Source organism: Marinomonas sp. (genome assembly GCF_039940335.1).
In the GTDB taxonomy this organism is placed as follows: Bacteria; Pseudomonadota; Gammaproteobacteria; order Pseudomonadales; family Marinomonadaceae; genus Marinomonas.
In genome coordinates this window covers 423154-445125 of record NZ_JBDVGW010000005.1, presented here as the reverse complement: position 1 = coordinate 445125, position 21972 = coordinate 423154, and the positions used below count along the sequence as shown (strand labels likewise).

Below are 21972 nucleotides of genomic sequence, written 5' to 3'. Positions count from 1 at the left end.
TAACGAGCCAGGATTATCGTTGCCAGCTAAAGTCCGTTGCTTTGATAAAAGTATCTACAAGGCGCTCAATGCCCGCTTCATCATCTGCAGAGAAGCGTCCAGCAACAGGGCTGTCTAAATCAACAACCCCCACCAGCTCCCCTGCAACCCTCAATGGAATGACTAACTCTGCAGCAGATTGAGCGTCACAGGCAATGTGTCCATCAAAGGCATGAACATCATCAATACGCTGCACTTGCTGAGTCTGGGCGGCTTGTCCACAAACACCACGACCAAAAGGTATACGTGTACAAGCGACTTTGCCGACAAAAGGCCCAAGCACTAGCTCATTACCGCGGCTAAAGTAGAACCCCGACCAATTTAGGTCCGGTACCAATTGCATTAGAAATGCTGAAAATTGCGCTGCATTACAAATAAGATCTCGCTCACCACTTAACAAGCCCGCTAGCTGCTCATCAAGTTGCTGATAAAACTCTTCTGTTGGTATGTTGCTATTTGCGCTCAGTGAAAACATAACCGCCCTGATCCTAGAATAAAAAAACAGATCATAAACAAACCCTCAGCGAACGCCAATGGAATCCTAGTCTTAAGCAAGGAAAAAACAAGAAAGTCCAGAGCACAAAAAAGCCACTTATCCATACCATGAATAAGTGGCTTGTTATCTTGCTGATGTTAAACGGTAACGCTTACTTAGATATTTTTTCCGCTAAATCACTCAGCGGTACGTGGCGAACGTTCACACCTTTCACCATGAAGATCAAATGCTGACAAGTATGACGAGCGTGATCACCGATTCTTTCCAGTGAGCGCAATACCCAGATCACGTTCATAATACGGGAAATACTGCGTGGGTCTTCCATCATGTAAGTCATCAAGGAACGCATTGCGGCATTGTATTCAAGATCGACGTTACGGTCGCGTTTCGCCACTCTGATCGCAGCATCGATATCTAAACGAGCGTAAGCGTCAAGGGTTTCATGGATCATGCGAGATACCATTTCGCCAATACGGTTGATTTCCACATAGCCTCTTGGCGATTCACCTTCGTCCACTAGATTAAGCGTTAAGCGGGCAATTTTCTTCGCTTCATCACCCATACGCTCCAATTCACCTACCGCTTTACTGATCGACACTATCATACGTAGATCAGACGCCGCTGGCTGACGAATCGCTAGAATGCGGTTACACTCATCGTCAATCAAGCCATCAAGCTGATTCACCATAGCGTCTTGCTCTGTTACCTGCTCCGCCAAACTACCATTGTTATCCAGCAAGGCTTGAATAGCATCTTGTACTTGGTTTTCAACAACACCACCCATGGTTAAGAAGTGCTGACGAAGCGCTTCTAGTTCGTTATTGAACTGCTGGGAGATATGATCTGTCGTTAATTCTTTCATTGTATTTCCCTCCACCTAGCCGTAGCGACCTGTGATGTAATCTTCTGTTTGCTGTTTGCTTGGGTTCGTGAACTAGGTGTTCGTGTCACCAAATTCAATCAAATCCCCCATGTACATAAATGCTGTGTAATCAGAAACACGCGCCGCTTGCTGCATGTTGTGAGTAACAATGGCGATGGTGAAATCTTTTTTCAGCTCATGGATCAGCTCTTCAATTTTCAAGGTTGAAATGGGGTCCAAAGCAGAAGCAGGCTCATCCAACAACAAAACTTCAGGCTTTACCGCTACCGTACGAGCAATCACCAAACGCTGTTGCTGACCACCAGACATACCCAAAGCACTTTCGTGTAGACGGTCTTTCACTTCGTCCCATAAGGCCGCTGAGCGCAATGCCCATTCAACCGTTTCGTCAATCACACGTTTTTTATTAATACCTTGAATACGTAAGCCATAAGCCACGTTTTCGTAGATACTTTTTGGGAAAGGATTTGGCTTTTGAAATACCATACCAACACGGCGACGTAATTCCGCAACGTCCGTGCCTTTCGCATAGATATTACTGTCGTGCAGGTTAATCTCACCGGTAATACGGCAGCTATCAACCAAGTCATTCATGCGGTTGAAACAACGTAGTAGTGTTGATTTACCGCAACCTGAAGGCCCGATGAAAGCCGTTACTTTCTTCTCCGGTATGATCATATCCACGCCTTTAAGCGCTTCTTTTTCACCGTAGTAAAGATGTAAGTCCTTCACAGAAAGGCAAACGGTTTCGTCTTCGATGCGCAAAGCCTGCTGGCTACGCTGCATCGCTGAAATATCAATTGAGTGTGTTTTTGCTTCGCTCATAATCTTTTCTTCTCCGCTTACATTTCTAGCGATTTGTATTTTTCACGTAGGTGATTTCGAATCGTTACTGCTGAGAAATTCAGTAGTGCAATAACCATCACAAGTAATAGCGCTGTTGCATAAACCAGTGGTCGCGCAGCTTCCACGTTCGGGCTTTGGAAACCCACATCATAGATATGGAAGCCTAGGTGCATAAACTTCTGATCTAGGTGAATAAAGGGATAGTTGCCGTCTAGCGGCAAGGTTGGTGCAAGTTTCACAACCCCCACCAGCATCAATGGTGCTACCTCACCTGCGGCACGTGCCACCGCCAAGATCACACCTGTCATGATTGCAGGACTCGCCATCGGCAACACCACACGCCATAGGGTTTCTGCTTTGGTTGCACCCAACGCCAAGCTGCCTTCACGCACGTTACGAGGAATACGTGACAAGCCCTCTTCCGTCGCGACGATAACCACAGGCACAGTCAATAGTGCCAAGGTAATTGAGGCCCACATCAAGCCACCTGTACCAAACGTTGGTGAAGGTAGAGCTTCTGGGAAGAAGGCTTGGTCAATGCCTGAACCTAGGAAGTAGATGAAGAAGCCTAAACCAAACACACCATATACGATGGAAGGTACACCCGCTAGGTTGTTCACTGCGATGCGAATCACACGAGTCACTGCACCCTGTGTGGCGTATTCACGAAGGTAAACTGCCGCGACCACGCCGAAAGGTGTCACCAGTACTGTCATTAGGAGAACCATCATCACAGTACCGAAGATTGCAGGGAAAACACCGCCTTCCGTGTTGGCTTCACGAGGATCGTCTGATAAGAACTCCCATACTTTATTGAAGTAGAAGGCTAGCTTCTCAAACACACCCATCGCATTCGGACGGAAGGCGTGAACAATCTTTGATACCTGAACTTCATGAACGGTACCGTCCATTACCTGAACCGTGAAGGTATCACGGTTAATCTGTTGATATAATGCCGCCAGATTAGACTGTAAGCTTTTATACTCTTCATCATATTGGGCGCGCTCAGCCGCAATATCTGCCTCAGCAGCTGGAGTCAATTGATTATCCAGCTCAAGACGACGTTGCTTTAAACGGATACGTTCAAGGGCGTAGTTAATTTTACCAATATCCCCCTTCTCTATATCCTTGATTTGATCATGAATATTTGACGCTCTCTCGATGCTTTTCTCGAAAGTTGCCCAAGTCGCCAAAGCAGAATCCGTCGGTGTTAGGTCTGTTGTTTCAGCAACAACCTGTCCGTCTTCTTTCACTGCTTTCAGATAGCCGTATAGGTTACCCCATTCATGACGCTCTGCTGCAAACAACATGTCAGGCGTTTTGACATCACTCAAGTACTTATCAATCACCCAACCAAAATCGGCACCGTATACATCTCGATTACCCATTTTAAGTAAGGTTCGTTGTAGTATCTTGTCATCGTCTTCAGGTAAGTTAACACCTGCCTCGCGTAATTGTGCCGACGTTACGTCAACACTTTCAACACGCTCAGCTATGATAGTGTAAGACTTTTCACTAGGCAGCGAATAAGTTGCTTGCATCACGTCGGCAGGCCAAAAGTGACCAAGACCACGAACTGCGATTAACAATAGTAAGCCCACTACCATGATGACAGAAATCGCCACAGCACCGGCATTTAGCCACACCCATGGATCACCCGATTTAAACCACTCAGATACGGACTTTTTTTCCATTTTCATTTCATTACTCATTACAAGGACCCGTATTTTTTGCGTAGGTGCTGACGCACAGTCTCAGCGATAGTGTTGACCACAAAGGTGAATACAAACAACACAAACGCTGCCAAGAAAAGAATACGATAATGGGAGCTACCCACTTCAGATTCTGGCACTTCCACGGCCAAGTTAGCCGCCAAGGTACGCATACCTTCAAAGATATTGAAGTCCATAATGGGCGTATTACCCGTAGCCATCAGTACGATCATGGTTTCACCTACCGCACGCCCCATACCTATCATTACGGCAGAGAAAATACCTGGGCTCGCGGTTGGTAAAACAACGCGAGTCATGGTCTGCCAGTAGGTTGCACCTAAGGCTAGAGAGCCTTGCGTAAGGGCTTTCGGCACACTGAATATGGCATCTTCTGTAATAGAGAAGATGGTCGGAATCACCGCGAAACCCATCGCAAAGCCAACAACTAGGGCGTTACGTTGGTCGAAAGTAATACCTAAATCATGAGTAATCCAGCCACGAATGTTGCCACCAAAGAAGTTCAATTCAATGAATGGACTCAAAACAAGGCAGCCCCAAGCTAAGAAAATAATGACAGGAATAAGGACCAATGGCTGCCAACCTTCAGGAACCAACCAACGTAACTTCAATGGAAGGCGTGACCATAGGTAGGCGAATAATAAAATCCCCAATGGCAAGATGAACAATATGCTGAAAGTAGCGGCTAGGTTTTCTTCCAAGAAAGGAGCAAAAAACAAACCTGCTAGAAAACCAAGAATAACCGTTGGCAATGCTTCCATCAGCTCGATCACAGGCTTAATCTTACGGCGCAAGGCTGGTGCCATGAAGTAAGCTGTGTAAATCGCACCACAAATAGCCAAAGGAACAGCCATTAACATGGCATAGAAAGCGGCTTTTAGCGTACCAAATGCCAACGGCATCAAGCTGTACTTAGGCTCAAAATCGTTGTTTGCTGCGGATGATTGCCACGTATACGTTGGCTCTTGATAGCCTTCGTACCAAACTTGTCCCCATAGTGAAGACCACGATACTTCTGGGTGCTCGTTATCCACGTAATAAAAGTGAAGGCCCTTACCATCTTCTAACAGTAATCCATTCGCACGCGGTGTGAAGCTGATCATACGCGCACTGCTATCACTTAATTTTTCATCAATCACTTGACGAGTAGAAGTGGCATTGTAGATCGCTACTACACCACGATCATCTAATGTCGCAAAGCCTTTGCGACGTTGCTCCATCGCAATGTTATCAATGGCCGTTGGTTGCTTGATGTCTCGAATGAACGTTAATTTTTCTTCATTACCTTCTGCGCGAACATTAAACCACTGGCTGACACGACCGGAGGAATCGGCAATCATTAAGGATGACTTACCTAACAAATAGGTCATTGAAACAAGGTTAGCTGGTTCCTTGAATAAACTAATGTTGTCTTTTAGCGACACATTATCAAAGTCGCGAAGATCGAATTCGCTCAGCTCACCTTTTGATGTCGCAATATACAAATAACGCTGATCACCACTAACCAGTACACTCACCACATCATCAATGAACGGAATAGACTCACGCTGCTCTGTTAGTTCAACTTCTTCAGTGATGAAGTTAACATCTCTTGTGACTCGCAAAACAGCATTTTGTGTATCACCTAAGGCTGCAATGGTTAATCCATCTTCGGCATCACGAACAGCTAACTCTTTAATCGCAAAATCAGCGACAGAAATAGCTTCTTCACCGTAAGGATATTCTACGACTGGCAAGATTTGACGTACGCCATCAGGGTAAGAAATACGATAGTTATGTTGAGCAATGACAACTTTACCGTCTTCATAACCAAAGGCGAGTAAACGACTTGTATCTGACTCAACTGTAAAACTCGTAATAGCTTGCTGACGCGGATTAGCGACTGTATTTAAAACCTTACCATCGGCAATAGAGAAGAAAATAATACTGCCATTAGTCGTAACACGCATGCCTATTTCAGATTGTTCTTCAGCCGTGAGATAAAGGCTTTCACCTTGCTCTTCTGCAGGCAGCGAATAGCTTGCCTTAGCTTCAATAGAAGCCCCCATAAAAAGAGGTGCAACTTCATAAAGTAAGTAAAAACAGATAAGAAGTACTGCGAGAATAACACTGCAGCCCCCAATAGCGATGCCCATACCGGTCATGCGGTCTTTCAGGGCTCGAAGCTTACGGTGACGCTTTAAAGCTGGCGTATTAAAATCCAACTCAGGCATCTGATGGTCAGTTGGTGTAGTCATCCGATTTCATCTTTTTTTGTGACGTTTTTGTTACATCGAAGGAGAAGAGAAAAGCAGGAGAGCTTATCGCTGTCCTGCCTTAAGTATCTCATTCAATTCGCTAAGCTAACTTAGTTAATACCTAGAGCTTTAAGGTATTTATCAGCAACTTTAGCCGGTAGAGGTACGTAACCGTCTTTCACTACAACTTCTTGGCCCATTTTAGATAGAACCATTTTTACAAATTCACGCTGTAGTGGCGCTAGAGGCTTATTAGGAGCTTTGTTTACATAAACGTAAAGGAAGCGAGACAGTGGGTATTTACCCGTTGCTGCATTGCCTGGCGTTGCCTCAACGAATGCATTACCTTCTTTCTTCGCTAGTGGTAAAGCACGTACTGAAGATGTTTTGTAACCGATACCAGAGTAACCGATACCGTTAAGAGAAGTAGAAACAGATTGAACAACAGAAGCAGAACCAGGTTGCTCGTTTACACTGTTTTTGAAATCACCTTTGAATAGCGCGTTAGACTTAAAGTAACCGTAAGTACCAGAAACTGAGTTACGACCGAACAGTTGAACGTCACGGTTAGCCCAAGCACCCGTCAAGCCAGCTTTACCCCAGTTAGTGATATCTTCGCTGTGTCCACCTTTACGAGTAGAAGAGAAAATTGCATCGACTTCAGGAAGAGACAAACCTTTGATTGGGTTATCTTTATGTACGAATACTGCTAGAGCGTCGATAGCAACAGGAACAGCTGTTGGCTTGTAGCCGAATTTCTTTTCGAAAGCCGCAATTTCTTTGTCTTTCATAGTGCGAGACATAGGACCGAAGTTAGAAGTACCTTCAGTAAGTGCTGGTGGCGCAGTAGAAGAGCCGGCCGCTTGAATTTGAATGTTCACGTTAGGGTAAAGACGCTTGAAGTCTTCTGCCCATAGTGTCATCAAGTTAGCTAGAGTATCAGAACCTACGCTAGAGATATTTCCAGAAACACCGCTTGCCTTAGTGTAAGACATTAAGTTTGAATCAACATCTGCAACAGCGTTAACAGAAACGCTTACTGCGGCTGTCATCGCCAGACCTGCAACTAGTTTTTTCATTTCATAAACCTCAATGGTTATCGTCAAATATTTATGGGAAAACACCCATAGCTCGTTCAATGAGGATTACTATAAAAGTTGAATGTGACAGTTATGTTAAAGAATGAAATATTTCACAGGAATATGGCATTTCGGCTCATCTCACCTTTTTTAGATAAGGTATGGAAGGCTTATAAAGCCGTTTTATGCCTCTTAATGGCGCATTTGGTTGCTAACAACAATAAAATGGCGCTTTTTCGCTTCATCCAAAGCCTCTGATATTCCCAAGCGTAGCGTTATCCCATAAACTGACGCCTCGATTTTTTTGCTGCTATCGATAAATAAATAATGGGAAATGTAATGTTTAATAAATTCGTCTGTGCGGCTAATGCTATCTCTACCTACACAGGTAAACTGGTGGCTTGGTTAACGCTCGCCATGATGTTAATTACTTGCTTGGTGGTTGTGCTGCGTTATGGCTTCAACTTTGGCTCCATTGCTTTGCAAGAGTCTGCACTTTACTTACATGCGATGGTTTTCATGCTCGGTGCTGCGTATACCTTTAAGGATGACGAACATGTGCGCGTAGATGTTTTCTACCGTGAGTTCTCATCGACCAAAAAAGCCTGGGTCAATGTCATTGGTGGGCTTTTCTTGCTACTGCCTTTCACGGCTTACACAACCTATCTAAGCATTGATTATGTAGAAGCTTCTTGGCGTGTACTAGAAACCTCGCAAGAGCCTGGTGGCCTACCTTTTATTTATCTTTTGAAAACATTGATCCCTATTATGATGGTCAGCCTCATTATTCAAGGGCTGGCAGATATTATTAAAAACTTGGGTGTCATTAAGGCAGCTAGCACGAATAAAAGGACTTAATCATGGTTGAATTTCTTCCTCTATGGCTCTTCGCCGCCGTTTGCGTCTGTTTACTTTTTGGGTACCCTGTTGCGTTTTCCCTAGGTGGCACCGCCCTTATTTTTGCTGCTGTTGGTTCTCTTTTCGGTACTTTCGACAGCGTCTTTCTAGAAGCTCTGCCGAACCGTTTATTCGGTATTGTCCGTAACGAAACACTATTAGCTGTTCCTCTGTTCGTATTAATGGGAGTTCTGTTAGAAAAATCTAAACTGGCAGAAAAGTTACTCGACTCCATGGCGATGCTGTTTGGCACCATGCGAGGCGGTTTAGGCGTTTCGGTTATTCTTGTTGGTATGCTCATGGCTGCCAGCACAGGTATTGTTGGGGCGACCGTAGTGACCATGGGCATGATCTCTTTGCCGACCATGTTACGTCGCGGTTATGATCCATCTCTTGCGACGGGTACTATTTGTGCCACAGGTACGTTAGGGCAAATCATTCCACCGTCGATTGCCTTGGTGTTGCTTGGGGATGTCATGTCCAATGCTTTCCAAAAAGCCCAGTTGGAAATGGGGATTTTCTCCCCTAAAACAGTTTCCGTAGGAGACCTTTTTGTAGGCGCTTTGATTCCGGGCTTACTTTTAGTGTCTTTGTACATCGCCTATGTAATGGTGATTGCTTGGCTTCAGCCCCATAAAGCACCAGCGGTACCGCGTGACGAATTGCGGGCAAATTCTAATGAGCCTTTAGCGCTACAGTTAATTAAAGGCTTGCTACCACCTCTCATTCTTATATTTGCGGTTCTAGGTTCGATTCTGTCCGGTATTGCAACGCCAACAGAAGCGGCGGGCGTCGGAGCGCTAGGTGCGGCTTTACTGGCTGTCTTTAGTGGTAAGTTAAATGCTGACACTCTAAAAGACAGTGTTTACTCCACGACAAAAGTCACCTGTATGGTGTTCATGATCCTCATCGGTGCCTCGCTTTTTTCCTTGGTATTCCGTGGTTTTGGCGGTGAAGAATTGATTCACGACTTCTTCTCACAATTACCAGGCGGTGTCGTGGGTGCGATGATCGTTGTCATGTTGCTAATGTTCTTCTTAGGCTTCATTCTCGACTTTATCGAAATCACCTTTGTGGTGGTGCCAATTGTGGCGCCAGTATTGTTAGCTATGGGTTTAGACCCAATTTGGTTAGGTATTATGATGGCAATCAACTTACAGACGTCTTTCTTAACACCACCATTTGGCTTTGCTCTGTTTTATCTTCGTGGCGTTGCGCCACCAGAAGTCACCACCCAGCAAATTTACAAAGGGGTGCTGCCTTTTATCCTGATCCAAGTGTTTGTATTATTGATGTTAGCCCTATGGCCTCAACTTGCGACTTGGTTACCAGAACAAGTGTATGCCAACTAACGCATAGCCTATTAAGAAATATAAAAAGGATGACGTAATGAAAGCAATGCAAATTCAAGCTTATGGCCCAGCCAGTGATCTAGCTTTAGTCGAAACGGATACTCCAAGTTTTGGCCCTGACCAACTTTTAGTAAAGGTTGGTGCGGCAGGTGTTAATCCTGTTGATACCTATATTCGCTCTGGGGTGAATAACTACAAAGCGAACTTCCCCCATACGCCTGGCAACGATGGTTCAGGCATCATTGTGGAAGTGGGTGAGCAAGTAACCCAATTCAAAGTAGGTCAACGCGTTTACTTTAGCCGCAACTTAACAGGTTCTAGTGCTGAATTTGCCGTGTGTAACACGACACACACCTTTCCTCTTGCTGATGCCTTGTCCTACGAAGAAGGTGCTTGTTTAGGCGTGCCTTACACCACAGCACATCGAGCTTTATTTGGCCGCGCGAACGCCAAAGCGGGCGATAAAGTGTTAGTACATGGTGCCACCGGTGCCGTTGGCTTAGCAACCGTGCAACTCGCTCTTGCCGCCGGCATGGATGTCGTCGCCAGTTCAGGTACTGAAGCGGGTGTTGCGCTATTACGTGAGCAAGGCGTTGAAACCATCATCATGCACAACGATACAGCTCACTTAGAGCCTTTCCAAAGCTTGGATACAGGTTTTGATGTGATCATCGAAATGTTGGCTAACCACAACCTAGACCAAGACTTAAAAGCCTTAGCGTTTGGTGGCTGTGTGGCGGTAATTGGTAACCGTGGTACGGTGGAGATTAACCCAAGAGACTTAATGGCGCGTGATGCCTCTGTGGTAGGTGTTGCTCTTGCTAATGCTCAGCCAAATGAACTGGCTCGTATTGCCAAAGCGTTACTGCCATTGTTTGAAAAGGGCGTGCTCAAACCAGTGGTTCGTCACAGCTATGCTTTGACGGAATTAGGCCAAGCCCACGAAGATGTTCTTAAATCTGGTGCGCTAGGCAACTTAGTCATTAAAGTAAGCGAGTAACCACATTTGAAAATGAGGGCCATGCCCTCACTTTCAACCTTAAGCCCTTCTTAGTGAATTTTGTGAGCTGTTCCTCTTCTATCGTAAGTAGAATACCTGTCCATTTTTTACTCAAGCTGATATAAAATCACCTTACTGAGTTAAATTTTTCCTGTAGGTTCATTTTGACAGAGTCTGATTCCGATATTCTCAGCCTGCCTGACGAAGCCGATACCCATGATCATGATTACCACCAGCTGGTAGTCGTATTAGACGGTCATACGGACTTCGACATTCAAGGCAACAGCAAACAGCTGCATACCGGTGAAGGTTGTATTGTGCCTTCTTCGGATGGCCATGCTTTTGCCGGTCTTGGAGACAATCGCATCATGGTCGTTAACCTGCCGATTCCTCCGCAAAAAAGTATTACCGATCAAGAGTATGAAATTGTCTCTCGGTTATTCGATCATGCGGCTTATTTTCAGCTTAATCCACGGCTACAAATCCTTGCCTCAGCGCTGTCTGGTGAATTAGAGCAATACCCAGATGACCCTATGTTGGCGCGCGCTTGTGGTAATACCCTGTTAAGTTCCATTCGTCATCAGATCGACAATAAGGAAGTGCGTCTACGCGGTAATCAGTTGGATATTGATAAGCTAGATCAGTTTATTGAGCTCAATCTGTCTCGTCGTGTCCATATCGACCAGTTGGCAAACTTCTGCTTTTTGAGTGTGAGCCAATTTCACGAGCGTTTTAAAGAGCGTACCGGCATTACCCCACATCAGTATCTAATCCGTAAACGTATTGAGCGGGCACAAAGTCTATTAAGCGATGGCTTCCCTCCCATTCAGGTGGCCGAAATGTGTGGTTTTTCGAGCCAAAGCGCGATGACAAATCTCTTTACACAAACCCTAGGCATAACCCCTCTTCGCTATCAAAAACAGCACCCAAAATATTAACTCTCAATCCTCTGTGTGCTCCCCATAATGGGGCGTAGCGCGTTTTTACGAACCGCCCTTGAGCACAAACGATTTAGCCGTCAGTTTTTCGCAAATAATCAGACTTTCTTATAAAAAAAACCGACTTTTTAGAAAGACAGTTTCTATCCTTTATCACTAAAGTGTGCCCATAAATCAAATGACATTTTGGCGATCAGGCATAATTAATGCTTTCACCAAAATGTTGAGTGCTCTATAAAAATTTACGGTCTAAATATAAGCCAGTTGGCTTGGTGATAGGAGAGTTCCACCATGTTTAAAGCGATTGAGGTATTACAACCTAACTTCATTCAGCGGCCACTCAATGAATTATGGCAGCTCATTTCCCCTCTTTATAAAGCAGATGAAGAGCAATGGTTAAAGGAACTCTTACCATTAGCAAAACCAACGGACGGCGAATTGGCTAACTGCACCCAAGCAGCAACCCAGTTAATTGAGAAAGTACGCAAAGACGACGACAGCATGTCGATGATCGATGCTTTACTGCTTGAATACAGCCTAGATACCAAAGAAGGTATTTTGTTGATGTGTTTGGCCGAAGCCTTGATGCGCGTGCCAGATAAAGAAACCGCCGATGCTTTTATTAAAGACCGTCTAAGCGTTGCCAACTGGGCATCCCATGCGAAAAACTCTGACTCATTCTTCGTCAATGCGTCCACTTGGGGCTTATTGCTAACAGGCAAGATAGTCACTATGGATGAAAAACACGATGGCACCCCTGCTAATCTGGTTAATCGTTTGGTAAACCGCGTATCTGAGCCTGTGATTCGTAAAGCCATGAACCAAGCGATGAAGATCATGGGACATCAATTTGTCTTAGGTCGAGATATCAAAGAAGCGCTCTCTCGTGGCAAAGGTTATCGTGATAAAGGCTATACCTACTCTTTTGATATGTTAGGAGAAGCCGCATTAACCGCTGCTGATGCTGATAAATACCTACGTTCCTATGAGAAAGCCGTTGAATCTGTCGGTAAAGATACCTATAGCAAAGGCTACCGCCCTACCATCTCGATTAAATTATCAGCCTTACACCCACGCTATGAAGTCGGCTGTGAAGAACGTGTTATGAGCGAGCTTTTCGACAGTGTTAAAGGGTTAGTAAGCAAGGCTCGTGCACTGGATGTCGGTATTACCATTGATGCCGAAGAAGCAGATCGCCTAGAACTTTCTTTACATCTATTTGAAAAACTTTACCGTGACGAAGCCGTACAAGGCTGGGGGTTATTCGGTCTTGTCGTTCAGGCTTATTCTAAGCGCGCCCTGCCCGTTTTAACTTGGCTAGCAGCCTTGGCCAAAGAACAAGGCGATCGTATCCCTGTGCGCCTTGTGAAAGGTGCTTACTGGGACTCTGAAATCAAACTTTGCCAACAACGCGGCATTACTGGCTACCCTGTGTACACTCGCAAAGAGTCTACCGATGTCTCTTACCTTGCCTGTGCTAACTTCCTATTGAGTGAACATACACGTGGTAATATTTTCCCACAGTTTGCCAGCCATAACGCGCACACCATTGCGACGATTGCCTGCATTGCCGAGCAGCTAGGTGCCAGCACAGAAGAATACGAATTCCAACGCCTACACGGCATGGGCGATGCCCTATACAACAGTTTAATTAAAGACAGCAACATCTGCGTACGTATTTATGCACCTGTTGGTAGCCACAAAGACCTACTTCCTTACTTAGTACGTCGTTTGTTAGAAAACGGCGCCAACAGCTCGTTTGTACACCGTTTAATCGACGCTCGTTGCCCAGTAGCAGACCTAGTAGAACACCCGGTGACGACGCTAGAGCGCCGCAAGTCTTTGGCGAACCCGCATATTAAATTGCCACATGAACTGTTCGACGACCGCAAAAACTCTTTCGGTCCTAATATCGAGATCGATTCAGATTGGACGCCATTCAAAGCTCAGATTGATGCTTTTATGGGTCAAGAAACACAGTGGCGTGCTTTTCCTATTGTTGGCGGCCAAAACATCACCACAAACAATACCAAATCTGTGGTTAGCGCCTACAACCATAGTGAGACAGCAGGCCAAATCGATTGGGCCGATACGGCGACCGTCGCTAACGCGATAGACCTCGCTCAATCCGCATTCCCTGCATGGTCAAGTAAGCCTGCTAGCGAGCGTGCAGATTGCCTAGATCGTATGGCCGACTTGATGGAAGAAAACTATGCCGAATTGATGGCGCTTTGCCACCGTGAAGCGGGTAAGACCATCCAAGATAGCATTGATGAAGTACGTGAAGCAGTAGATTTCTGTCGCTACTATGCACAGCAAGCGCGTAGCCACTTTGCGTCACCGACTCAATATACCGACTTTATGGGCCAACAGCGCCAAGCTCAGCTTGAAGGCCGTGGTGTCTTTACGTGTATTAGCCCATGGAACTTCCCATTGGCCATCTTTACAGGTCAGGTCGTTGCGGCGCTTGTGGTCGGAAATACCGTAGTGGCAAAACCTGCGGAGCAAACCAGTTTAATTGCTTTCCGTGCTATTGAGTTGCTGCATCAAGCCGGTGTACCGGGCGATGTCCTGCACCTATTGCCTGGCGACGGAGCAAGCGTTGGCGCACCGTTAACCAGTGACAAGCGTATTGCCGGTTTAGCCTTCACCGGTTCAACTGGAACCGCGCAACTTATCAACCGCACTCTAGCGGCTCGTGATGTGGCTCCAGTGCCCGTCATCGCTGAGACTGGCGGACAAAATGCGATGATCATTGACTCCACTTCACTGCCAGAACAAGTCGTTCGTGATGCGGTACGTTCAGCCTTCGCTTCGGCGGGTCAGCGTTGTTCCGCGCTGCGGGTCATGTTTGTTCAAGAAGACATTGCAGACCGTGTGATTCCGATGATTAAGGGAGCAATGCAAGAGCAAACTGTTGGCCTTCCTTACCGACACAGCACAGATGTCGGCCCAGTCATTGATAAAAAAGCACAAACCATGCTGCTAGAGCACATTGAACGCATGAAAGTAGAAGGCAAGCTGATCGCTCAAGCGGCACTGCCTGCCTCAGCAGCAGAAGGCACGTATGTGGCGCCTAGTGCTTTCGAGATCAGCAGTATTGACCTTCTAACCGAAGAAAAATTTGGCCCGATCCTACACGTGGTGCGCTACAAAGCTCGTGAGTTAGACAAGATTATCGATACCATCAACAACTCTGGTTTTGGTTTGACCATGGGTGTCCATAGTCGTAACGAAACCACTTGCGCACGCATTGCGAGTCGAGCTCGTGTTGGTAACTTGTACATTAACCGTGATCAGGTTGGTGCTGTGGTAGGCGTTCAGCCTTTCGGCGGGCAGGGGCTTTCAGGCACAGGCCCTAAAGCGGGTGGTCCACATTATCTACAGCGTTTCGCTATAGAAAAGACTCTTTAACTTTATAGCGAATCGATAGGAGAAAAGACAATGACAATTGTACAGCCTGTTCAAATTCAAGTAGCACAAAAATCCTTTGAAGCTTGGGATAAACTCGGCTTTTCAGGACGTGAGCAAAAATTGATCTCGGCGTTAGGACAACTCACCGAAACACAGCAAAAAATGGCTCAATGGCAGATTCAGAATGCGCAAAAAAATATTTCTGAAACCCTTGTTATGCCTGGCCCAACGGGTGAACGCAACGAACTTTCATGCCAAGGTCGAGGCGTGTTTTTATGTATGTCCTTTATCGATACAGAAGTGGCGCATGTAGGCTTAGTTGGGCAAATTTTTGCGGCCTTGATTGCCGGCAACCCAGTGATCACGGTTGGCCTCATTGGTCAGCAAATCATGGATAAAATCTGCCCATCTTTACCGCAAGGTATCGTGCAAAACATTGCAGAGAGTGCCCAAGATGCCATCATCGAAGCAGAGCATCTAGCGGGCGTGGCTGTGTTATGTGACACGGAACAAGCCAAGCAGCTAGATAAACGCTTGGTGGCGAAAAGCGGTTTGATTTGCCAGCTGGTTGAAGAAACAGATGTTGAGACGCTAAGCACTATTAGCAAGCCTCACTATATTTTGCGCTTTGTCACAGAGCGCACGATTTCTAACAACACCACAGCGATCGGTGGTAACGCCACCCTGCTAGAACTTGGTAGCATGGACGATTAACCCTTGCTGTAAAACAAAAAACCCAGCCTAGGCTGGGTTTTTTTATGGCGGAACTAAATGCTAGTGTTAGTTTTCATCACGCGCATTGATGTAAGCGCGCTCTGACACTTCGTGCCAAGCACTTACTTTGCTGCGGAAGTCTTTAAAAGATTCATAGACTTTACGGCTCATTGGGTCCGCCGCTGCGACTTCTTCTAGAGTTTCATCCGCAGCGACTTTGAGTGCTGCTAACACATCTTTCGGGAAGGTTTTTAGCTCAACTTTATGCTCATTTAACAGCGTTTGTAGTGCAGCATTGTTCAGCGCTGTGAACTCATCCAACATATCAGCATTAGATTGACGAACCGCAGCACGAACAATCAGCTGTAAGTCCGTTGGCAAAGCTTCAAAAGCGTCTTTATTGAAGATAGCTTCCATCGCAGAACCTGGCTCATGCCAGCCCGGAGAGTAGTAGAACTTCGCTGCTTTGTATAAACCGAACGCTAAATCATTGTAGGGACCAACCCATTCAGTGGCATCAATGGTGCCAGACTGAAGTGCGGTAAAGATTTCGCCACCAGGCAAGTTAACAGGCGTGCCACCGACTTTTTTCAATACTTCGCCACCTAGGCCAGGCATACGCATTTTTAAGCCTTGGAAGTCTTCTAGAGAGTTAATTTCTTTATTGAACCAACCACCCATTTGTACGCCAGTGTTACCCGCGGCCATAGGGATCAAGTTAAATGGTTCGTAGATCTCTTCCCACAGTTTTAAACCGCCACCGTGATGAATCCATGAATTGATTTCTTGAGCGGTTAAACCAAAAGGTACCGCGGTGAAAAACTGCGCTGCTGGGGCTTTACCCTTCCAGTAATAGGCTGCACTGTGACCAATTTCAGCCGTACCACGGGATACCGCATCAAATACTTCCAACGGTGGTACTAACTCACCTGCCGCATACACTTTAATGTTTAAGCGGCCATTAGACATATCCGTGATATTTTTTGCCAGATTCTCAGCACCAGTCCCCAAACCCGGAAAGTTTTTTGGCCAAGTAGTGACCATTTTCCAATTTATAACTTCTACTTTTTTCTCTACTTGGGCCGTTTCTTTCGCTTCTTCCGAACCACCACAAGCCACTAAAGTAGCTGCCGTTAAACTGACTAAAGCCAGCTTGCTCCATGTTTTTACGGTTTGCATTTAAAACCTCTCTAAGATTATTTTGGTTATTTTTATAAAACCTAGTTTGATAACAAATGGCGATTTTTAGCTAGTTTGATGGATAAACCTCTCTAAACTGGCCTTATGTACACATTTTTTGCACTAAGTGGTCTAGATAGTATGAAGTGTCGAGATTTCCCTCAAGCGTTATTTTCACTTTTCGAGCAATTCATAGGCCGCTTCCTAATTTTTTTAGACAAATAAAAAGGCTTCCTAGTCTTAGACTAGGAAGCCTTTGTTAGTCATTGTTCTTATTTAAAAAAACAATAACCGTTATGGCAATGAGCGAGCGTTTACAAATGCGCGATCAGAAACATCTTGCCAAGTTGTAACAGAATCTAGGAACGCTTTGAAAGACTTGTAAACACGTTGACTGTCTGGGTCATTAGCGGCTACTTCTTCCAAGGTTTCAGCAGAGGCTTTTTTCAAAGCAATCAATAAGTCTTCTGGGTAAGGCTTAAGCTGTACATTATGCTCGTTTAATAGCGTTTGTAGCGCAGCGTTGTTACGCGCCGTGTACTCATTGATCATTTCTAGGTTAGCTTGTTGAACCGCTGCACGAACAATCGCTTGTAGATCGTTTGGTAATGCATTGAAAGCATCTTTGTTGAAGATAGCTTCCACAGCAGAACCTGGCTCATGCCAACCTGGGTAGTAGTAATATTTAGCCGACTTGTACAAACCAAACGCTAGATCGTTATATGGGCCAACCCACTCTGTCGCATCGATAGTGCCAGATTGAAGCGCGGTAAAGATTTCGCCACCAGGGATGTTGATAGGTGATGCACCAAGCTTTTTCAGCACTTCGCCACCTAGACCAGGCATACGCATTTTCAAGCCTTGAAAGTCTGCTAGAGAGTTGATTTCTTTGTTGAACCAACCACCCATTTGCACACCTGGGTTACCTGCAGGCATTGGGATCAAGTTAAAGGGTGCGTAGATTTCTTCCCATAGCTCTAGACCGCCGCCGTAGTAAACCCAAGAGTTAAACTCTTGTGACGTTAGACCAAAAGGTACCGTTGTGAAGAACTGAGCTGCAGGTACTTTACCCTTCCAGTAGTAAGAAGCACTGTGACCCATTTCTGCAGTACCACGAGATACGGCATCAAACACTTCTAGAGCAGGAACCAATTCACCTGCTGCATAAACTTTAACTTCTAAGCGACCGCCAGACATTTCGTTGATGTGCTTAGCAAGTGACTCAGCACCTGTGCCTAAACCTGGGAAGTTTTTCGGCCAAGTGGTGACCATTTTCCACTTAATTGTTTCTGCTTTCTCAACCACTTGGGCTTTTTGTTCTGTTTCTTCTGATCCGCCACAGGCGACCAAAACAGAAGCCAGCAAACCAGCCAATGCTAATTTGCCCAATACCACTAATTTACGCATTATTTTTCCTATGAGAACGAGTTACTTTATAGTCGGTGACTCTGTCTTAAGAGGCGTTAGTTCAAACACCCAACATGCTGTTTTTATTATTAGAGGCAGACAGAAAATCGCCCTGATACGGTAAAACCAATAAAAGGGCAGACGATAATATGAATTGATCGTTTTTAGCTCAACCTATTTTTGAAAAATAAGTATATTCTGTGCAAGAAGGCTAAATATTTGGTTGATAATCCCAAGCTAAACGCTGATTTTTCGCCGCGGATTCCTCCGCCAAGCACAAACCGTAAACTAACTGACTTGCGTGCACTAAGGATACTGGTGGCTCGCCTTGATGCAAAATAGCGTCTCTTAATTGCTGATAAAAATCCACATATTGGCCTATTGGTGCAACGCCCTCCTGGGATTCAATCGTTAACTGATCAGCGGATTTATAATGGGTCATAGACTGCGCGCGGCCTGCGCTAGGAAACGCATCTTGCCAAGGCATTTGCCCACTGCGTAACGCTTCTTCTTGTGGATCAACACCAAAACACTGCCAGCGCCCATGAGTGAAGCGCGCATTAAAGCGACTCGCTTCTCCCGCCTCAAAAGTGCTGTAGCCTAAACGGATACGCTTCTCACCATAGCCAAGCTCTAGTTCAAAGGTATCGGCAGTTTGTCCACCACCTCGTAAAATGTCGATGCTGGCTTGTAACCAATCTGGTGTACCAAGCAAGAGTAAGATTTGGTCAAAGAGATGAGGCCCCAAATTCCAAAAAATGCCCGCACCAATCCCAGGCTGCTCACCCCAACGGTCTTGCAGTTGGGGTCTAAAACGGTCAAAACGAGATTCTAGCTGCTTTAACTCCCCAAGCTCTTTACTCTCTATTAAAGCTTTTAAGTGCTGAAAATCTCCGTCGAATCGACGGTTTTGATATACACAGAAAACCAAGCCTTTTTGCTTAGAAAGGTTACAGAGTTCTTCTATCTGCTCAACAGTGGTAACAGAAGGTTTTTCCAGTAATACATGCTTACCGTTTTCTAAGGCTTGTTTCGCTTGCTCAAAATGCAAACTGTTCGGTGTGGTAATAACAACCAAGTCTACATCTTGTGCTGTCATCACCGCCTCAACGCTACTGACCACTCGGGCTTGAGGATGTGTTTCCTGTACCGCCTGCTCTTGTCGTGTACAGACACAAGTTAGCGCCATCTCAGCATCATTCTGAATGAAAGGCCCATGGAAAAAACGCCCAGATAAACCAAACCCTATCAAACCGACTTTAATCGTCATACAACACTCCTTATTTTTATTTTGTTAAATTGACACCCATAAGCAAGTAACTGATATATAAGCCTTAACTTGCAGCAATTGGCGAGGAGGTTTTCTCGTAGCGACTTTGCGCGCTGGCGCGCGGAGCCAGAGGAAACCTCATCGTCAATCTAAACAACTAAAGCACTTCCAGCTTAGCAAAAGACAATACCAGCCATTTGCTGCCTTCATCATCAAAGTTCACCTGTACTCGCGCTTGCGGCCCTTGGCCTTCATAGTTGATAACCAAGCCCTCACCAAACACAGGGTGTTTCACCCGATCGCCCATACTGACATTCACTTCTGGTGCTTGATACGCATTCAATACCTGACTGTTTCTCAAACGACTTTTCTCTGTCTGGAAATCAGGACGCTGTAAAGACACAGGTCGGCTTACTTGAGAACGTAAGCGCACTTCCTCCATCGTTTCAGGTGGAATCTCTTTAATGAATCGAGACGGACTGTTAAAGGACTCACTGCCAAATAAGCGACGTGACTCGGCGTAAGTAATATAAAGTTTTTCCATGGCTCGAGTGATACCCACATAACATAAGCGACGCTCTTCTGCTAAACGTCCCGGCTCTTCAAAGGACATCTTGCTAGGAAACACATTCTCTTCCACGCCCGTTAGGAACACTAGAGGGAACTCCAAACCTTTCGCAGAGTGCAATGTCATTAATTGCACGGCATCTTGGTGCTCATCTGCCTGCGCTTCCCCTGCGTCGAGAACGGCTTTATCCAAGAAGGCCATCAACGGAGAACTGAACTCTTCGTCTTCATCGCTCCAGCTAAAGCCACCAGCCGCACCGACCAGCTCTTTTAAGTTCTCAATACGAGCTTCCCCTTTTTCACCCTTTTCTTTTTCATGGAAAGGGATCAAGCCAGCTTCTTCAATCACCTGCTCAAACACATCATTAAGGTTTAAATCTGGGTTTTGGACTGTACTGCTTAAACCTTCAATCAATTGCAAGAAAGCCTTAATGGCGTTGCAAGCTCGTGCTGTCATTAATGACTGACGCACAACTTCCTGTGCTGCTTGCCACATAGAACAGCCTTGATCACGGGCAATTTCACGCAACGTGCCAATACTGCGCTCACCAATACCACGCGGAGGCACATTGATGACTCGCTCCATGGCACCGTCATCATTGGGGTCTAGAGCTAAACGGGCATAGGCAAGGGCATTTTTGATTTCAAGGCGGTCGTAGAATCTGTGTCCACCATAGATACGATATGAAATCTGTTCCCGAACCAAACATTCTTCTATTACCCGTGACTGAGCATTCGAGCGGTATAAAATGGCCATGTCTTTTAACGCAGTGCCTTTATCGCTCCACTGTTTAATGATGCCAATGATAAAGCGAGCTTCGTCTTGCTCGTTAAAGCCTGCGTATAAGGAGATAGGGTCCCCCTCGCCACTGTCGGTCCACAACTCTTTACCCAGACGATCATCATTGTTTTTTATCAAACCATTAGCGGCATTTAGAATATGACCTGTGGAGCGATAATTTTGCTCCAAGCGAATAGTGCCTACATCGGTAAAGTCTTTGGTAAAGCTTTGAATGTTTTCAATCTTTGCACCACGCCAGCCATAGATGGACTGGTCATCATCACCCACAGCGGTAATGGTGCCAGAATCGCCGACCATGAGGCGTAACCACGCGTATTGTATGGTGTTTGTGTCTTGAAACTCGTCCACTAGCACATGGCGAAATCTGTCTTGGTAATGTCTTAAAAGCGTTGGCGTACTCAACATCAACTCATGGGCACGCAATAAAAGCTCACCAAAGTCTAATAGACCGCCTCGCTCGCACGCTTCTTCGTAGTGGTAGTAAAGCTCTCTCATGCCCTTCGCAAACGGATCATGGCTGTCGGGCACATGGGCGGCACGGCGACCTTCATCTTTTTGAGCATTGATAAACCAAGATACTTGCTTCGGTGGCCAGCGAGTATCGTCAATGCGCAGTTCACGCATAATACGTTTGATCAGTCTTAGCTGGTCATCACTGTCCATGATCTGGAAGTTTTCTTTCAAACCTGCATCACGCCAGTGAGCACGTAGCAAACGGTGGGCTAGACCGTGGAAGGTGCCTACCCACATGCCTTGCGGCGGAACACCAACCAGTTGCTCGATACGGCCTTGCATTTCGCGGGCGGCTTTGTTGGTAAAGGTAACGGCCATCAAACTGTAAGGAGACAACTCATAAGCGTGCATAAGCCAAGCGATTCGATGCACAAGAACACGCGTTTTGCCTGAGCCGGCCCCAGCTAGTACTAAGCTATTCTGCAATGGTGCTGCCACTGCCTCGCGCTGTTTATCGTTTAATCCGTCGAGGATAAAAGAAACGTCCATCAGATTCCGCCATAGGTTGTATTTTATTTGTAACAAAAAAACGGCATGATCAGGTTGATTTTTGATCGAAATGCGTTTTTTATTAGCTTGTTAATTATGTTGTCTGTCTATTTTGACTTT

16 protein-coding genes are annotated in these 21972 nt (G+C 45.7%); 6 read left to right on the top strand and 10 right to left on the bottom strand.

Annotated features, from left to right (window positions below; genetic code table 11):
• Positions 1-13: 13 nt before the first annotated feature.
• The 6 genes from ABJF92_RS04130 to ABJF92_RS04105 form a co-directional block, all read right to left on the bottom strand.
• Complete coding sequence (locus tag ABJF92_RS04130; protein ID WP_446814576.1) at positions 14-514, bottom strand: GAF domain-containing protein; 501 nt, start codon at positions 512-514, stop codon at positions 14-16.
• Between the two features lie 172 nt (positions 515-686).
• Positions 687-1397 (bottom strand): phosphate signaling complex protein PhoU, encoded by a 711-nt coding sequence (gene phoU, locus ABJF92_RS04125; RefSeq protein WP_446814575.1) that lies wholly within the window; start codon positions 1395-1397, stop codon positions 687-689.
• A gap of 72 nt (positions 1398-1469) precedes the next feature.
• Complete coding sequence (gene pstB / locus ABJF92_RS04120) at positions 1470-2243, bottom strand: phosphate ABC transporter ATP-binding protein PstB (protein WP_446814574.1); 774 nt, start codon at positions 2241-2243, stop codon at positions 1470-1472.
• Positions 2244-2260: 17 nt separating this feature from the next.
• Entirely contained in the window at positions 2261-3964 is a 1704-nt protein-coding gene (pstA, locus tag ABJF92_RS04115; protein WP_446814573.1) for a phosphate ABC transporter permease PstA, read from the bottom strand.
• Positions 3965-3975: 11 nt separating this feature from the next.
• A complete protein-coding gene (locus tag ABJF92_RS04110; protein ID WP_446814572.1) occupies positions 3976-6231 on the bottom strand; it encodes an ABC transporter permease subunit in 2256 nt (751 codons plus the stop codon).
• Positions 6232-6341: 110 nt separating this feature from the next.
• Positions 6342-7310 (bottom strand): PstS family phosphate ABC transporter substrate-binding protein, encoded by a 969-nt coding sequence (locus ABJF92_RS04105; RefSeq protein ID WP_446814571.1) that lies wholly within the window; start codon positions 7308-7310, stop codon positions 6342-6344.
• Positions 7311-7649: 339 nt separating this feature from the next.
• Between ABJF92_RS04105 and ABJF92_RS04100 the strand changes: the two genes are divergently transcribed.
• From ABJF92_RS04100 to ABJF92_RS04075, 6 genes are all read left to right on the top strand, one after another.
• Positions 7650-8168, top strand: a complete 519-nt coding sequence (locus ABJF92_RS04100) for a TRAP transporter small permease subunit (protein WP_446814570.1) — start codon at positions 7650-7652, stop codon at positions 8166-8168.
• Positions 8169-8170: 2 nt separating this feature from the next.
• Positions 8171-9559 carry a TRAP transporter large permease gene (locus ABJF92_RS04095; RefSeq protein ID WP_446814569.1) on the top strand — a complete coding sequence of 463 codons (1389 nt, stop codon included), beginning with the start codon at positions 8171-8173 and terminating at the stop codon, positions 9557-9559.
• Positions 9560-9596: 37 nt separating this feature from the next.
• Positions 9597-10559 (top strand): NADPH:quinone reductase, encoded by a 963-nt coding sequence (locus tag ABJF92_RS04090; RefSeq protein WP_446814568.1) that lies wholly within the window; start codon positions 9597-9599, stop codon positions 10557-10559.
• 164 nt (positions 10560-10723) lie between these two features.
• Positions 10724-11497, top strand: a complete 774-nt coding sequence (locus tag ABJF92_RS04085) for an AraC family transcriptional regulator (protein WP_446814567.1) — start codon at positions 10724-10726, stop codon at positions 11495-11497.
• A gap of 291 nt (positions 11498-11788) precedes the next feature.
• A complete protein-coding gene (putA, locus tag ABJF92_RS04080; RefSeq protein WP_446814566.1) occupies positions 11789-14911 on the top strand; it encodes a bifunctional proline dehydrogenase/L-glutamate gamma-semialdehyde dehydrogenase PutA in 3123 nt (1040 codons plus the stop codon).
• 30 nt (positions 14912-14941) lie between these two features.
• The gene (locus tag ABJF92_RS04075) at positions 14942-15625 is read left to right on the top strand and encodes a 1-pyrroline-5-carboxylate dehydrogenase (protein WP_446814565.1); all 684 of its coding nucleotides are present in this window, start codon (positions 14942-14944) and stop codon (positions 15623-15625) included.
• Between the two features lie 66 nt (positions 15626-15691).
• Here ABJF92_RS04075 and ABJF92_RS04070 read toward each other — a convergent pair whose 3' ends face one another.
• From ABJF92_RS04070 to uvrD, 4 genes are all read right to left on the bottom strand, one after another.
• Positions 15692-16804, bottom strand: coding sequence for a TRAP transporter substrate-binding protein (locus ABJF92_RS04070; protein WP_446814564.1), 1113 nt, complete (start codon positions 16802-16804; stop codon positions 15692-15694).
• Positions 16805-17098: 294 nt separating this feature from the next.
• Complete coding sequence (locus tag ABJF92_RS04065) at positions 17099-18211, bottom strand: TRAP transporter substrate-binding protein (RefSeq protein WP_446814563.1); 1113 nt, start codon at positions 18209-18211, stop codon at positions 17099-17101.
• Positions 18212-18422: 211 nt separating this feature from the next.
• Positions 18423-19481 (bottom strand): Gfo/Idh/MocA family oxidoreductase, encoded by a 1059-nt coding sequence (locus ABJF92_RS04060; protein ID WP_446814562.1) that lies wholly within the window; start codon positions 19479-19481, stop codon positions 18423-18425.
• 157 nt (positions 19482-19638) lie between these two features.
• Positions 19639-21852: a DNA helicase II gene (uvrD, locus tag ABJF92_RS04055; RefSeq protein WP_446814561.1), complete on the bottom strand. Its 2214-nt coding sequence runs from the start codon at positions 21850-21852 to the stop codon at positions 19639-19641.
• Between the last annotated feature and the right edge of the window lie 120 nt (positions 21853-21972).

Coding starts and splice junctions, on each gene's coding strand:
- putA (WP_446814566.1), top strand. CDS start 11,789: ATGTTTAAAGCGATTGAGGTATTACAACCTAACTTCATTCAGCGGCCA.
- ABJF92_RS04075 (WP_446814565.1), top strand. CDS start 14,942: ATGACAATTGTACAGCCTGTTCAAATTCAAGTAGCACAAAAATCCTTT.
- ABJF92_RS04065 (WP_446814563.1), bottom strand. CDS start 18,211: ATGCGTAAATTAGTGGTATTGGGCAAATTAGCATTGGCTGGTTTGCTG.
- ABJF92_RS04090 (WP_446814568.1), top strand. CDS start 9,597: ATGAAAGCAATGCAAATTCAAGCTTATGGCCCAGCCAGTGATCTAGCT.
- ABJF92_RS04070 (WP_446814564.1), bottom strand. CDS start 16,804: ATGCAAACCGTAAAAACATGGAGCAAGCTGGCTTTAGTCAGTTTAACG.
- uvrD (WP_446814561.1), bottom strand. CDS start 21,852: ATGGACGTTTCTTTTATCCTCGACGGATTAAACGATAAACAGCGCGAG.
- ABJF92_RS04100 (WP_446814570.1), top strand. CDS start 7,650: ATGTTTAATAAATTCGTCTGTGCGGCTAATGCTATCTCTACCTACACA.
- ABJF92_RS04105 (WP_446814571.1), bottom strand. CDS start 7,310: ATGAAAAAACTAGTTGCAGGTCTGGCGATGACAGCCGCAGTAAGCGTT.
- ABJF92_RS04060 (WP_446814562.1), bottom strand. CDS start 19,481: ATGACGATTAAAGTCGGTTTGATAGGGTTTGGTTTATCTGGGCGTTTT.
- ABJF92_RS04130 (WP_446814576.1), bottom strand. CDS start 514: ATGTTTTCACTGAGCGCAAATAGCAACATACCAACAGAAGAGTTTTAT.
- phoU (WP_446814575.1), bottom strand. CDS start 1,397: ATGAAAGAATTAACGACAGATCATATCTCCCAGCAGTTCAATAACGAA.
- pstB (WP_446814574.1), bottom strand. CDS start 2,243: ATGAGCGAAGCAAAAACACACTCAATTGATATTTCAGCGATGCAGCGT.
- pstA (WP_446814573.1), bottom strand. CDS start 3,964: ATGAAAATGGAAAAAAAGTCCGTATCTGAGTGGTTTAAATCGGGTGAT.
- ABJF92_RS04095 (WP_446814569.1), top strand. CDS start 8,171: ATGGTTGAATTTCTTCCTCTATGGCTCTTCGCCGCCGTTTGCGTCTGT.
- ABJF92_RS04110 (WP_446814572.1), bottom strand. CDS start 6,231: ATGACTACACCAACTGACCATCAGATGCCTGAGTTGGATTTTAATACG.